The sequence below is a fragment of the Enterobacter sp. 200527-13 genome (assembly GCF_027924865.1).
Taxonomy (GTDB): domain Bacteria; phylum Pseudomonadota; class Gammaproteobacteria; order Enterobacterales; family Enterobacteriaceae; genus Enterobacter; species Enterobacter ludwigii.
In genome coordinates, this window is record NZ_BSCM01000001.1 from 138,796 (window position 1) to 153,592 (window position 14,797).

At 55.1% G+C, this 14,797-nt stretch carries 12 protein-coding genes; 9 read left to right on the forward strand and 3 right to left on the reverse strand.

Translation table 11 applies throughout. The annotated features are described in order from the left end of the window. The first annotated feature begins 74 nt into the window (after window positions 1-74). The 5 genes from lon to QMG44_RS00695 all read left to right on the forward strand — a co-directional run bounded on the left by lon (window position 75) and on the right by QMG44_RS00695 (window position 6,023). The gene (gene lon, locus QMG44_RS00675; protein WP_014168872.1) at window positions 75-2,429 is read left to right on the forward strand and encodes an endopeptidase La; all 2,355 of its coding nucleotides are present in this window, start codon (window positions 75-77) and stop codon (window positions 2,427-2,429) included. Between the two features lie 210 nt (window positions 2,430-2,639). Further along, a complete protein-coding gene (gene hupB, locus QMG44_RS00680) occupies window positions 2,640-2,912 on the forward strand; it encodes a nucleoid-associated protein HU-beta (RefSeq protein ID WP_002444653.1) in 273 nt (90 codons plus the stop codon). Window positions 2,913-3,124: 212 nt separating this feature from the next. Next, window positions 3,125-4,996, forward strand: coding sequence for a peptidylprolyl isomerase (gene ppiD / locus QMG44_RS00685; RefSeq protein ID WP_020885208.1), 1,872 nt, complete (start codon window positions 3,125-3,127; stop codon window positions 4,994-4,996). Between the two features lie 148 nt (window positions 4,997-5,144). Then, entirely contained in the window at window positions 5,145-5,525 is a 381-nt protein-coding gene (locus QMG44_RS00690; RefSeq protein WP_040016787.1) for a helix-hairpin-helix domain-containing protein, read from the forward strand. Between the two features lie 99 nt (window positions 5,526-5,624). Next, window positions 5,625-6,023 (forward strand): YbgC/FadM family acyl-CoA thioesterase, encoded by a 399-nt coding sequence (locus QMG44_RS00695; RefSeq protein ID WP_014168875.1) that lies wholly within the window; start codon window positions 5,625-5,627, stop codon window positions 6,021-6,023. Between the two features lie 60 nt (window positions 6,024-6,083). Here QMG44_RS00695 and queC read toward each other — a convergent pair whose 3' ends face one another. Next, window positions 6,084-6,779, reverse strand: a complete 696-nt coding sequence (gene queC, locus QMG44_RS00700) for a 7-cyano-7-deazaguanine synthase QueC (RefSeq protein ID WP_044857055.1) — start codon at window positions 6,777-6,779, stop codon at window positions 6,084-6,086. Window positions 6,780-6,845: 66 nt separating this feature from the next. Continuing rightward, the gene (locus QMG44_RS00705; RefSeq protein ID WP_086532876.1) at window positions 6,846-8,546 is read right to left on the reverse strand and encodes an SgrR family transcriptional regulator; all 1,701 of its coding nucleotides are present in this window, start codon (window positions 8,544-8,546) and stop codon (window positions 6,846-6,848) included. 101 nt (window positions 8,547-8,647) lie between these two features. On the opposite strand from QMG44_RS00705, the gene cof reads away from it, so the two are divergent. Further along, window positions 8,648-9,466 (forward strand): HMP-PP phosphatase, encoded by an 819-nt coding sequence (cof, locus tag QMG44_RS00710; RefSeq protein WP_086532875.1) that lies wholly within the window; start codon window positions 8,648-8,650, stop codon window positions 9,464-9,466. Between the two features lie 41 nt (window positions 9,467-9,507). Here cof and QMG44_RS00715 read toward each other — a convergent pair whose 3' ends face one another. Beyond that, entirely contained in the window at window positions 9,508-10,554 is a 1,047-nt protein-coding gene (locus QMG44_RS00715; RefSeq protein ID WP_086532874.1) for a PLP-dependent cysteine synthase family protein, read from the reverse strand. A gap of 115 nt (window positions 10,555-10,669) precedes the next feature. Here QMG44_RS00715 and QMG44_RS00720 point away from each other — a divergent pair, with 115 nt between their 5' ends. From QMG44_RS00720 to QMG44_RS00730, 3 genes are read left to right on the forward strand one after another with little or no spacing between them, the layout of a single operon-like run. Next, window positions 10,670-11,128, forward strand: coding sequence for an Lrp/AsnC family transcriptional regulator (locus QMG44_RS00720; RefSeq protein WP_020885204.1), 459 nt, complete (start codon window positions 10,670-10,672; stop codon window positions 11,126-11,128). 50 nt (window positions 11,129-11,178) lie between these two features. Further along, window positions 11,179-12,951 (forward strand): SmdA family multidrug ABC transporter permease/ATP-binding protein, encoded by a 1,773-nt coding sequence (locus QMG44_RS00725; RefSeq protein ID WP_047955118.1) that lies wholly within the window; start codon window positions 11,179-11,181, stop codon window positions 12,949-12,951. After that, the gene (locus QMG44_RS00730; protein WP_020885202.1) at window positions 12,944-14,725 is read left to right on the forward strand and encodes a SmdB family multidrug efflux ABC transporter permease/ATP-binding protein; all 1,782 of its coding nucleotides are present in this window, start codon (window positions 12,944-12,946) and stop codon (window positions 14,723-14,725) included. The genes QMG44_RS00725 and QMG44_RS00730 overlap by 8 nt, the downstream gene beginning before the upstream one ends. Window positions 14,726-14,797 lie beyond the last annotated feature (72 nt).

The following is a 14,797-nucleotide window of genomic DNA, read 5'->3' on the forward strand; positions in this document are numbered from 1 at the left end:
ACATGTTAATGGTTATGTGAAGCACAGTGACATGACCAGTTTACCTGGCGGACACTAAACTAAGAGAGAGCTCTATGAATCCTGAGCGTTCTGAACGCATTGAAATCCCCGTATTGCCGTTGCGCGATGTGGTGGTTTATCCGCACATGGTCATACCCTTATTTGTAGGGCGGGAAAAATCTATCCGTTGCCTCGAAGCCGCCATGGATCATGATAAAAAAATCATGCTGGTGGCGCAGAAAGAAGCATCAACGGATGAGCCGGGTGTAAACGATCTTTTCACCGTCGGGACCGTGGCCTCTATTTTGCAGATGCTGAAGCTGCCTGACGGCACCGTTAAGGTGCTGGTAGAAGGCTTGCAGCGTGCGCGTATTACCACCCTGTCTGACGATGGCGAGCATTTCTCTGCCAAGGCAGAGTACCTCGAATCACCTCAGCTGGATGAGCGCGAGCAGGAAGTGCTGGTGCGCACCGCGATTAGCCAGTTCGAAGGCTATATCAAGCTGAACAAGAAAATCCCACCAGAAGTGCTGACGTCGCTGAACAGCATCGACGATCCTGCGCGTCTGGCGGACACCATCGCTGCACACATGCCGCTGAAGCTGGCAGACAAACAGTCCGTGCTGGAGATGTCCGACGTTAACGAACGTCTGGAATATCTGATGGCGATGATGGAGTCAGAAATCGATCTGCTGCAGGTTGAGAAGCGTATTCGTAACCGCGTTAAAAAGCAGATGGAGAAATCTCAGCGTGAGTACTATCTGAATGAGCAAATGAAAGCCATTCAGAAAGAGCTCGGCGAGATGGATGATGCGCCGGACGAAAACGAAGCGCTGAAGCGTAAGATCGACGCGGCGAAAATGCCGAAAGAGGCCAAAGAGAAAGCCGAAGCAGAACTGCAGAAGCTGAAAATGATGTCTCCAATGTCGGCTGAAGCGACCGTCGTGCGCGGCTATATCGAATGGATGGTTCAGGTTCCCTGGAATGCCCGCAGCAAGGTCAAAAAAGACCTGCGTCAGGCGCAGGAGATCCTGGATACCGACCACTACGGCCTTGAGCGCGTGAAAGACCGCATTCTTGAGTACCTCGCAGTCCAGAGCCGTGTGAACAAAATCAAAGGCCCGATTCTGTGCCTGGTGGGACCACCGGGGGTAGGGAAAACCTCTCTGGGTCAGTCTATCGCCAAAGCGACCGGACGTAAGTATATCCGTATGGCGCTGGGTGGCGTACGCGATGAAGCGGAGATCCGCGGTCACCGTCGTACCTACATCGGTTCTATGCCGGGTAAACTGATCCAGAAGATGGCAAAAGTGGGCGTTAAAAACCCGCTGTTCCTGCTCGATGAGATCGACAAAATGTCTTCGGACATGCGTGGCGATCCGGCGTCTGCTTTGCTGGAAGTTCTTGATCCAGAACAGAACGTGGCGTTCAGCGATCACTACCTCGAAGTGGATTACGACCTGAGCGATGTCATGTTTGTCGCGACCTCGAACTCCATGAACATTCCGGCGCCGCTGCTGGACCGTATGGAAGTGATTCGTCTCTCCGGATATACCGAAGACGAAAAACTGAACATTGCGAAACGGCACCTGCTGCCGAAGCAGATTGAGCGTAATGCGCTGAAAGCCAACGAGCTGACCGTTGAGGACAGCGCGATTATTGGCATCATCCGCTACTACACCCGTGAAGCAGGCGTGCGTAGCCTTGAGCGCGAAATCTCTAAACTGTGCCGTAAGGCGGTTAAACAGCTGCTGCTGGATAAGAGCCTGAAACACATCGTGATCAATGGCGACAACCTGCATGCCTATCTGGGCGTTCAGCGCTTTGACTATGGTCGCGCGGACAATGAAAACCGCGTGGGCCAGGTCACCGGTCTGGCATGGACGGAAGTGGGTGGCGATCTGCTGACCATTGAAACCGCCTGTGTCCCGGGTAAAGGCAAGCTGACCTACACCGGCTCTCTGGGTGAAGTGATGCAGGAGTCGATTCAGGCCGCGCTGACCGTGGTACGCGCGCGTGCAGAGAAATTGGGCATTAACCCTGATTTCTACGAGAAACGCGATATCCACGTGCACGTGCCTGAAGGGGCAACGCCGAAAGATGGCCCAAGCGCAGGTATTGCCATGTGTACTGCACTGGTATCCTGCCTTACCGGCAACCCGGTGCGTGCCGATGTGGCAATGACCGGTGAGATCACGTTGCGTGGCCAGGTGCTGCCAATCGGTGGGTTAAAAGAAAAACTGCTGGCGGCACACCGTGGTGGGATCAAAACCGTATTGATCCCTTACGAAAATAAACGCGACCTGGAAGAGATTCCGGACAACGTGATTGCCGATCTGCAGATTCATCCTGTGAAGCGAATTGAGGAAGTTCTGACTCTCGCCCTGCAGAATGAACCTTCCGGAATGCAGGTTGTAACCGCAAAATAGTGACCTCGCGCAAAGAGCGTCAATAAAAGTAAGGCTGGTAAGTCATTTCGCACTTGCCAGCCTTTTTTTGTATAGCTAATTTAGATTGCTGATTAGGCCAGCCATCAACAACGGGTGTTGTAAGGTCATGGCAGGCCTGATATAACTGCTGCGCGGTCGCGTTGTGAAGGATTCAGGCGCGATATAAATTATAAAGAGAGGAAGAGAACAGTGAATAAATCTCAACTGATTGACAAAATTGCTGCTGGTGCTGATATTTCTAAAGCTGCAGCTGGACGTGCGTTAGATGCATTAATTGCTTCTGTTACTGAATCTCTGCAGGCTGGGGACGACGTTGCACTGGTAGGCTTCGGTACTTTTGCTGTTAAAGAGCGTGCTGCCCGTACTGGCCGCAACCCTCAGACCGGTAAAGAGATCACCATTGCTGCCGCTAAAGTGCCGGGTTTCCGTGCAGGTAAAGCGCTGAAAGACGCAGTAAACTGATTGCTTTCCCATCTCAGGGAAGCCGAATAGTACAAGGGCGCATCATTTGATGTGCCTTTTTTGTTTGTCCAGGCCTGATTTGTGCGAGTTTATGCGAGTTGTGGGCTGACAATCGCACCGTTTTCTTGTCACAATACGCCTTTACGCGCGACGGGCAGGATTTTCCGTTAGCGTCAGGTAACCAGTCACCTACAGCGGAGTGTTGTTACACCATGATGGACAGCTTACGCACGGCTGCTAACAGTCTCGTGCTCAAGATTATTTTCGGTATCATTATCGTGTCGTTCATATTGACCGGCGTGAGCAGTTACCTTATCGGCGGTGGCGCGAACTATGCCGCAAAAGTGAATGGCCAGGAGATCAGCCGCGGTCAGTTCGAGAATGCTTTTGCCGGTGAACGTAACCGTATGCAGCAACAGCTGGGCGACCAATTCTCTGAACTCGCGGCAAACGAAGGGTATATGAAATCCCTGCGCCAACAGACCCTGAACCGTCTGATCGACGAAGCGCTGCTGGATCAATACGCGAAAAAACTGGGCCTGGGCATCAGCGATGAGCAGGTTAAAAAAGCCATCTTATCGACTCAGGCATTCCAGTCTAACGGCAAATTCGACAATGCGCGTTACAACGGCATCATTAATCAGATGGGCATGACTGCCGATCAATACGCTCAGGCTCTGCGTAATCAACTGACAACCCAACAGCTCATCAATGCCGTCGTTGGCACTGATTTCATGCTCAAAGGTGAGACGGAAGAGCTGGCAGCCCTGGTTGCACAGCAGCGCGTGGTACGTGAAGCGACCATCGATGTGAATGCTCTGGCGGCGAAGCAGCAGGTTAGCGACGCGGACATTAACGCCTATTACGAGCAGAACAAGAGTAACTTCGTTGCTCCAGAACAGTTCCGTGTGAGCTACATCAAGCTGGATGCTGCCGCGCTGCAGGAAACAGCCTCTGACGCGGAAATTCAGTCTTATTACGATCAGCATCAGGATCAGTTCACTCAGCCGCAGCGTAACCGCTACAGCGTGATCCAGACCAAAACTGAGGCAGACGCCAAAGCCGTGCTGGATGAGCTGAATAAGGGCGCTGATTTCGCCTCCCTCGCGAAAGCAAAATCCACCGATATTATCTCTGCTAAAAACGGCGGTGATATGGGCTGGCTGGAAGAGAGCACCACGCCTGACGAACTGAAAAATGCCGGTCTGAAAGATAAAGGCCAGCTGTCGGGTGTCATTAAATCTTCCGTTGGTTTCCTGGTGGCGCGTCTGGATGACATCGAGGCCGCGAAAACCAAGCCGCTGGCTGACGTTCGCGATGATATCGCAGCGAAAGTGAAGCAGGAAAAAGCGCTGGATGCTTACTACGCGCTGCAACAGAAAGTCAGTGATGCTGCCAGCAACGACAACGAATCTCTGGCGGGTGCTGAGCAGGCTGCAGGGGTGAAAGCGGTTGAGACCGGCTGGTTCGGTCGTAACAACCTGCCGGAAGAGCTGAATTTCAAACCGGTTGCTGATGCCATCTTCAACGGTGGTCTGGTTGGCGAGAATGGCACGCCGGGCAGCAACTCTGACATCATTACCGTCGACGGCGATCGTGCGTTTGTTCTTCGCGTCAGCGAGCACAAACCAGAAGCGATTAAACCGCTGGCAGAAGTGAAAGATCAGGTGGTTGCTCAGGTTAAGCACAACAAAGCGGAACAGCAGGCAAAACTGGATGCTGAGAAGATTCTGGTTGACCTGAAAGCGGGTAAACAGGATGCGCTGAAAGCGGCAGGTCTGAGCTTCGGTGAGCCAAAAACGCTGAGCCGTACCGGTCAGGATCCTGTCAGTCAGGCAGCGTTCGGTCTGAGCCTGCCTGCGAAGGACAAACCAAGCTTCGGTACCACTACCGATATGCAGGGTAACGTCGTTCTGCTCGCACTGGACGACGTGAAAGCAGGCACGATGCCTGAAGAGCAGAAGAAAGCGATGGTGCAGGGTATTACCCAGAACAATGCCCAGATTGCTTTCGAAGCGATGATGAGCAACCTGCGCACAGAAGCCAAAATCAAGCTCGGTGACGTGATGACTCAGCAGCAATAATTACGTATTTGCTCGCATATTTTCGTAACGCTCTGCAATAACTAAAGGCCGCTTTCGCGGCCTTTTCCATTTCTGCAATCTGCCGTTTGTGCCGGGTTATAACGCTGGATATTGTGGCCTGGCTGTCAACAAACAAGGAGATAACAGCATGAAATGTGGAATCAAGGCTCTGTTCATTACTCTGGCGATTGCCACCACCGGGATGAGCGCAGGTGCGCTGGCGACGACACCTGCGGCGAAAACACCGGCGGTGCAAACCAGGTCTGACGCAGCGGCACCCGCAGCTGGCCAGACGAAAGCCACGGATGCCGGAAAAAGCGCGGATGATGACGGTACGCGAGTCAGTATCAATTCGGCATCGGCAGAGGATCTCGCCCGTGTGATGAATGGCGTAGGGCTAAAAAAAGCGCAGGCGATAGTCAGCTATCGCGAAGAGTACGGTCCTTTCAAAACGGTTGACGATCTTAAGCAAGTACCCGGTATGGGCGGGGCGCTGGTTGAGCGCAACCTCTCACACCTGACGTTGTAATCACATAATTACTTGCACGGCGGCAAAATTTTGCCAGGATAAAGAGGTCATACCAGTCATGACCTCTTATCCTATAACAACAGTAAAGGCTATTGCGCTATGCAGACAAAAATCAAAGTACGCGGCTACCACATCGATGTTTACCAGCACGTCAACAACGCCCGTTATCTTGAGTTTCTTGAAGAAGCGCGCTGGGACGGTCTGGAAAGCAGCGAAAGCTTTCAGTGGATGACCGCGCACAACATCGCGTTCGTGGTCGTCAACATCAATATCAACTACCGTCGTCCGGCCGTGCTGGGAGATGTGCTGACCATCACCAGCCAGCTTCAACAGTTAAACGGCAAGAGCGGCGTGTTAACCCAGGCGGTGACGCTGGATCCTGAAGGCCAGGCCGTTGCCGACGCGCTGATCACCTTTGTCTGTATCGATCTGAAAACCCAGAAAGCGTTGCCGCTGGAAGGGGAGTTGCGGGAAAAACTGCAGTTGATGATCGTCTAAGCGCGTTGTGTTCATGACCCGTGCTGTCGATATTCTGTTCGCCAGCACGGTCAAAGAGGCTTATTTGAGCCCGGTTTTTTTCTTCATCGCCAACATCACGCCCGCTTTATCGGCCAGATAGTGATTCAGTCCGTTTGCGCGTAGATTACAGGCCGCACACTGGCCACAGCCATCACCTTTAATGCCGTTGTAGCAGGTAAGGGTTTCGCTGCGAACCATGTCCAGTTTGCCCCAGTAGTCTGCCAGCGCCCAGGTTTCCGCTTTATCAAGCCACATCAGTGGCGTTTCAAAGCGCGTCTCTTTTGCCATCCCCAGATTCACGGCGTGGTTGAGAGCCTTCACGAACTCGTCACGGCAGTCAGGGTACCCGGAGAAGTCGGTTTCACACACGCCCGTGATCACCGCTTCGGCTTTCACCTGGTAGGCGTAGATCGCCGTCAGCGTCAGGAAGAGAATGTTGCGGCCTGGCACAAAGGTGTTCGGAATGCCGCTGGCATCAGGTTCATAGTCAGGAACGGGAATACTGTCGCGGGTGAGGCTACTGACGGCCAGTTCATTTAACAGCGTAACGTCCAGCACCTTATGCGCGCGCGCGCCCAGTTTCAGCGCCAGTTCACGGGCGACGTCGATTTCAGCGCGATGTCGCTGACCATAATCGAAAGTGACACAGTGAACTTCATCGTACTGATGAAGCGCCTGAACCAGGCAGGTAGTGGAATCTTGTCCTCCGCTGAACACGACGACGGCACGTTTCATAAATCATCTCGACAGTTACGGTAAAAACATCATGTTACCGTCTGACTACGGCGACGACCAGCTTCTTCACGATTTGGGGGCCGGGAGCCAGGCTTCGGTGAAATCGAACCAGCCGCGGGTATTAAGCCGTATGCCATTGACTCCCGGGGGCGCGCTGATTTGGTACTGATAGTTAAACAACGGCGTCAGCACCGCGCTCTCCATGAGTTGGGTAAAAATAGCTTTCAGCCCGCGATGCCGGGCATGCTCGTCAGCCTGAGTCTGAACGGCATCCAGTGTCGCCTGCAGATGGGCATGTTGCGGCGCGCTCAGCAGGTGCGGCCATAGCGCATCGCAGCGAAGCCACTGCTCAAGGGTGTATTCCGGTGCTTCGCCAATCAGCCTGTCTCCCATCATGAGGTCCGCGTCGGCAAGATGCTGACATCCGTCCCACGTTTTGGCATCGTGAAAGATGACCGTTAACGCGCAGCCCTGGCGGGAAAGATACGCTTTTAGCTGACTTGCCATGGTATGTAACTCGACGGGCAGATGGTAAATCAGGGTCAGCGTCGCAGGCAAAGGGACATCCGTGAGATCCGGCCACTCAGGAATACGCCAGCCCGGCAGCAACTCCTGCGTTGGGGTGATAAGCCCCTCATCCAGAGGAAGAGTATGCAGAAGCGTTGAGAGGTGAATGATGTTGATAAGGCGTCTTGCCTGTATTTCGCTAAGACGCGGGCTGCGCTTCAGCGTGAGGTAGCAAAACCCCAGGCTGATGCTGTTACTCACCAGCCGCAAACGGGTCAGTTCGTCAGGCTCCCCGATAGCGATTTGTACCGGATGCCGGCAGCTGGTTCCAAGCCCCTGATCAAATAGCTGAGGGGTGATCCAGAACTCGATGGCCTTCAGTAGCGGGTGGCTAAGGTGATACTGCTCATGGCTTTCCAGACGAACCAGGTCCGGCTTATACGCGGTGAGCCTGAAAGGTCCGCTGCCTGTCATCGGTTGTGCCGGGTGCGCCACACGGCTGCAATAGGTTGCCAGTCGATGTGCCAGCCAGTAGTCGGGCTTGTGTAAAATAAACGTCAGACACTGCGGATGGGTAACTTCAATGCGCAGCACGCTCTGAAAAAGCCTGTGCATGGCCGGGAGCGTCAACATCGCATTCAGACTCTCCTGTAACTGGACCGTTTCGACTTTATCACCGTTATGCCAGTGAAGCGTGGAGCGAATATAAAAATGCCAGCGCAGCCCGTCCTCCGACACGTCCCAGTGATGGGCAAGATCGCCCGTCGGTTCGCTGCTGTTACCGTGAAAACGCGTCAGCCCGGAAAAGACCTGTCCTGCCAGATGCTGTTCCGCCCGACCGGGTAAAAAGCCGGGATGCAGTGGATCCAGCGAGCGGTAATAGGGAATGCGCAGCGTCGGCGTATCGTTTTGCCAATGGCCGCCTAAAAACGGATGAAGCAGTGACCGCAGCTCCTCCGGTGCCAGCTGGGCCAGCTCAAGCGCGTTATGCTGCTGCCCACGCTTCAGCGCCTCTTCCATCATCGCATTGCGCAGTGACTCCGGGGTGACGTGGAAAGTTAGCTCCCCACGCTTACCGCGGCCAGACTGCGCTCGCCAGCTAAGCCAGCCCGCCTCCTGCGCCTGACGCAGTAATGTACGGACATGCCGTTCGCTACAAAAACAGCGGGCGGCCAGCTCGCTGATGGTGGCCTGCTGCGTCGCGCCAGCGGAAGGCTGCCACAAACGGTGGTACTGGTTGAGTCGGTTAAGCTGGCGCATGAGAAACCCTGAACAATAATTATCATCTATTCACTATTACTTCCGTATATCTCACGCAATACTGATGCACAAGTTAACCGCATCACATTTCAGGAGTAATCATGGCTCGTCTCGCTGCGTTTGATATGGACGGTACGTTGTTAATGCCGGATCACCGTCTGGGTGAGAAAACCCTGAGTACCCTGAAGCGCCTGCATGAACGTGATGTCACCCTGACGTTTGCCACCGGCCGTCATGTGCTGGAGATGCGCCATTTGCTGGGGGCATTTTCCCTGGATGCTTTTCTTATTACCGGCAATGGGACGCGCATTCACTCTGTCGAAGGCGATGTTCTCCACCGTCAGGATCTCAACCCGGAAGTGGCAGATATCGTACTGCACAGCACCTGGGACACCCGGGCTAGCGTTCATGTCTTCAACGATAACGGCTGGTTTACCGGGCATGACATTCCGGCATTGCTGCACGCCCATGTCTACAGTGGTTTCCGCTATCAGCTTATCGATCTGCGCCGTATTCCGGCTCACGCGGTGACGAAGATCTGTTTCTGCGGCGATCATGACGATCTTTGTCGCTTACGCATTCAGCTGAATGACGCGTTAGGCAACCGGGCGCACCTGACCTTTTCAGCGGTGGACTGTCTCGAGGTTTTGCCGGTTGGGTGTAATAAAGGATCGGCGCTGGCGGTACTGAGCGATCACCTGGGCTTAACGATGCAGGAATGTATGGCGTTTGGCGACGCCATGAACGACCGCGAAATGCTGGGCAGCGTTGGTCGCGGTCTGATCATGGGAAATGCGATGCCGCAATTAAAGGCAGAGCTTCCCCATCTACCGGTTATCGGGCACTGCGGTAATGAAGCAGTGTCTCATTTTTTGACGCATTGGCTGGACAACAACAACCTCCCATATTCCCCCGAATAGTGAGACCCTTCCAGCAAGCCAGACCCCGGTCTGGCTTTTTTTTATTTCACCAGCTGCGTAATCTGCGCTTTCCACGGCTCAATATCGCCGATGTTTGCCTGAACCCACTGCGCATTGTAATAGGTCTCAAGATAGCGCTCGCCGCTGTCGCAGAGCAGGGTGATGATAGAGCCGCTGCGCCCCTCTTCACGCATGCGAGCCGCAAGCTGCAGGGCTCCCCACATGTTGGTGCCGGTAGAAGCACCGACTTTACGGCCAATCTGTGTCTCCAGCCAGTGCGCCGTTGCCACGCTGGCGGCATCCGGCACGCGGAGCATTTCATCCACCACGTCCGGAATGAATGAAGGCTCCACGCGCGGGCGGCCAATACCTTCAATCTTACTGCCCACCGGGCTGCGCAGATCCGCATTGCGGCTTTGCCAGTAGTCCAGGAACACCGAGTTCTGCGGATCCACCACCATCAGCTGCGTATCATAGCCCTGACAGCGGATGTAACGCCCCAGGGTGGCTGAGGTGCCGCCAGTACCGGCGCTCATCACGATGTACGACGGAACAGGGTGAGGTTCGTGGGTCATCTGGCGGAAAATACTGTCGGCAATGTTGTTATTGCCGCGCCAGTCTGTGGCTCGCTCCGCAAAGGTGAACTGGTCCATATAGTGGCCATTCAGCTCACGGGCCAGCATTTCAGACGCGGCGTAAATTTCGCAGGCGCTTTCTACAAAGTGGCAGCGTCCACCGTAAAATTCGATCTGCTCAATTTTTCGTTTCGCGGTGCAGGAGGGCATCACGGCGATAAACGGCAGGCCCAGCAGGCGGGCAAAGTAGGCTTCGGATACGGCGGTTGAACCGGAGGAGGATTCAATAATCGTGGTTCCCTCCTTAATCCAGCCGTTACACAAACCGTATAAAAAGAGCGAACGCGCCAGGCGATGCTTCAGGCTACCGGTGGGATGGGTGCTTTCATCTTTTAGGTACAGCTGGATGCCAGCAAAACCCGGCATAGCCAGGCGAATGAGATGGGTGTCCGCCGATCGCTGATAGTCGGCATTGATTTCGCTGATGGCATGTTTAACCCAGGCGCTATTCATCGTATTTATCCGTTTGTCATTTTGTGCCCAGCATAGCGAAAAGCACAGAAAAAATTGTTGCTATATGGCCTTTAAAATAGAATGAAAGGAGAAAATTTTTCTCTGTGAGGTGGGTATGCTAGATAAAATAGACCGTAAGCTGCTTTCTTTACTGCAAAGTGACTGTACCCTCTCTTTGCAGGCACTGGCAGATGCCGTTAATCTGACCACCACGCCGTGCTGGAAGCGCCTCAAGAAGCTTGAAGATGACGGCATCCTTCTGGGGCGAGTCGCACTTTTAGATCCCGAAAAACTGGGGCTTGGGTTGACGGCATTTGTCCTGATAAAAACCCAACATCACAGCAGCGAGTGGTACAGCCGCTTCGTAACACAGGTCTCCGAGATGCCGGAGGTGCTCGGTTTCTGGCGCATGGCGGGAGAGTATGACTATCTGATGCGCGTCCAGGTGGCAGACATGAAGCGTTATGATGATTTTTACAAGCGGCTGGTGAACAGCGTACCGGGCTTGTCGGACGTCACCTCGAGCTTCGCCATGGAACAGATTAAATACACCACAGCACTACCCATTGATTAATTGAATAACTTCCCGGCGTAGCCGGATCCATACCTTCAGGAACAAACCGCGTGCGATTATTTGCCCAATTAAGCTGGTACTTTCGTCGGGAGTGGCAACGCTACCTCGGCGCTGTGGCCCTGCTTATTATCATTGCCATCCTGCAGTTAATTCCACCGAAAGTGGTGGGATACGTGGTGGATGGCGTTACAGAACAGCATTACACCACCGCACGGGTGTTGATGTGGGTCGGCACGCTGGTGCTGACGGCCATCATTGTCTATCTGCTGCGCTACGTCTGGCGGGTACTGCTGTTTGGCGCGTCCTATCAGCTGGCCGTCGAATTGCGTGAAGATTTTTATCGTCAGCTGAGCCGCCAGCATCCCGAGTTCTACCTGCGTCATCGCACCGGGGATCTTATCGCTCGCGCCACCAATGACGTTGACCGCGTCGTGTTTGCCGCCGGGGAAGGGGTGTTAACGCTGGTGGACTCTCTGGTGATGGGCTGTGCGGTTCTGATTGTGATGTCCACCCAGATAAGCTGGCAGCTCACGCTGCTGGCGTTGCTGCCTATGCCGCTGATGGCGCTGGCGATCAACCGCTATGGCGAACAGCTTCATGAGCGCTTCAAGCTGGCGCAGGCGGCGTTTTCCTCGCTGAATGACCGTACGCAGGAGAGCATGACCAGCATCCGCATGATCAAAGCGTTTGGCCTGGAAGATCGACAATCCGCGCTGTTTGCAGCCGATGCCGCCGACACGGGGGCGAAGAACATGCGCGTTGCGCGTATCGATGCGCGGTTTGACCCGACAATCTATGTCGCGATTGGCATGGCAAACCTGCTGGCCATTGGTGGCGGGAGCTGGATGGTGGTGCAGGGCTCGCTAACCCTCGGGCAATTGACCAGCTTTGCCATGTACCTGGGGCTGATGATATGGCCGATGCTGGCACTGGCCTGGATGTTTAACATCGTAGAGCGCGGCAGCGCCGCCTACAGCCGTATTCGCGCGATGCTTGCCGAAGCGCCAGTGGTGAATGACGGTAGCGAATCGGTACCGGACGGGCGCGGCGTGATGAATGTCGACGTCCGTAAGTTTGTGTATCCGCAAACGGAACATACGGTACTGGAGAACGTCAGCTTTACGCTCAAACCGGGTCAGATGCTCGGTATCTGCGGTCCGACAGGCGCCGGGAAAAGTACCGTACTCTCCCTGATTCAACGTCACTTTGACGTCACGCAGGGCGATATTCGCTTCCATGATATTCCGTTGACGAACCTGCTGCTCGATGACTGGCGCGGTCGTCTGGCGGTGGTCAGCCAGACGCCGTTTCTCTTTTCTGACACCGTGGCGAATAACATTGCCCTCGGACGCCCGGCGGCGACTCAGGAAGAGATTGAGCACGTCGCGCGCCTGGCCAGCGTCCATGACGATATTCTGCGTCTGCCACAGGGCTATGAAACGGAAGTGGGTGAGCGTGGCGTTATGCTTTCCGGCGGGCAAAAACAGCGTCTCTCGATTGCCCGCGCGCTGCTGCTGAATGCCGAAATCCTGATCCTTGATGATGCGCTCTCCGCCGTCGATGGCCGCACCGAGCACCAGATCCTGCATAACCTGCGACAGTGGGGGGATGGAAGGACGGTGATCATCAGTGCACACCGGTTGTCGGCGCTGACGGAAGCCAATGAAATTCTGGTATTACAGCACGGGCATATTGCCCAGCGCGGACAGCATGAACAGCTTGCGGAGCAACCGGGCTGGTATCGCGATATGTATCGTTATCAGCAGCTTGAAGCGGCGCTGGACGACGCCCCGGAACAGGATGAGGAGAACGCTAATGCGTAAGACCGTGACGCAGTGGCCGACGCTAAAACGCCTGCTGGCCTATGGTTCTCCGTGGCGAAAACCGCTTTCGCTTGCCGTACTGTTGCTGTGGATTGCCGCGATTGCAGAAGTGAGCGGTCCGCTGCTCATCAGCTACTTTATCGACAATATGGTGGCGAAAAGCTATTTGCCGCTGGGGCTTGTCGCGGGGTTAGGTGTGGCCTACGTTGGGCTACAGCTGACGGCGGCGTCACTGCATTACGCCCAGTCTCTGCTCTTTAACCGGGCGGCCGTGGGCGTGGTGCAGAAGTTACGTACGGATGTGATGGATGCGGCGCTGCGCCAGCCGTTGAGCGAGTTTGATACCCAGCCGGTTGGGCAGGTGATATCCCGGGTGACCAACGATACCGAGGTGATCCGCGATCTGTATGTCACCGTCGTGGCAACCGTGCTGCGCAGCGCGGCGTTGATTGGCGCCATGCTGGTGGCGATGTTCAGCCTCAACTGGCGTATGGCTCTGGTGGCGATCACCATCTTCCCGGCCGTATTGATTGTAATGGTCATCTATCAACGCTACAGCACGCCGATTGTGCGTCGGGTGCGGGCCTATCTGGCCGATATCAACGATGGCTTCAACGAAGTGATCAACGGCATGAGCGTCATTCAGCAGTTCCGCCAGCAGGCTCGCTTTGGTGAACGCATGGGGGAAGCCAGCCGGTCGCACTATATGGCGCGTATGCAGACGCTGCGACTGGACGGTTTCCTGCTGCGACCGCTGCTGAGCCTCTTCTCGGCGCTGGTTCTCTGTGGCCTGCTGATGCTTTTCGGGATGAGCGCGAACGGAACAATTGAAGTTGGGGTTCTGTACGCTTTTATCAGCTATCTGGGACGCCTTAATGAACCGTTGATAGAACTCACCACCCAGCAGTCTATGTTGCAACAGGCCGTGGTGGCGGGGGAGCGCGTGTTCGAACTGATGGACCGGCCACGTCAGACTTACGGCGATGATGAGCGTCCTTTGCAAAGCGGAGAGATTACGTTTGATAAGGTCTCGTTTGCTTACCGTGAAGACCGTCTGGTGTTGCAGGACATCTCTCTTGATGTGCCGTCGCGCGGCTTTGTGGCGCTGGTGGGACATACCGGCAGCGGCAAAAGTACCCTCGCCAGCCTGTTGATGGGCTATTACCCGGTCAGTCAGGGTGAAATCCGCATTGATGGTCGTCCGCTCGCATCACTGAGCCACAATGTGTTGCGCAAAGGCGTTGCAATGGTGCAGCAAGACCCGGTGGTCATGGCCGATACGTTTTACGCCAACGTCACCCTGGGGCGGGATTATACCCAGCAACAGGTGTGGGATGTGCTGGAAACCGTGCAGCTGGCAGAGCTGGCGCGCGGCTTTAGCGATGGGATCAATACCCGGCTTGGTGAGCAGGGGAATAACCTCTCGGTGGGACAAAAGCAGCTTCTGGCCCTGGCGCGGGTGCTGATTGAAACGCCGCAGGTGCTGATACTCGACGAAGCAACCGCCAGCATCGACTCTGGTACTGAGCAGGCTATCCAGCTGGCGCTGGCCGCGGTGCGTGATCACACGACACTGGTGGTTATCGCACACCGTCTTTCAACGATTGTCGACGCAGACACCATCCTGGTGCTGCATCGCGGTCAGGCCGTCGAACGCGGTACGCACCGGGAGCTGCTCGAAGCAAAAGGGCGCTACTGGCAGATGTATCAACTGCAGCTGGCCGGTGAAGAGCTGGCCGCCAGCGTGCGTGAGGACGAGTCCCTCAGCGCCTGATGCACCAAAACAAGGCAGCGCGCTAACAGTCATTACTGTTGGTGCAAAACTGAAACGCACCGTGCACTGTCA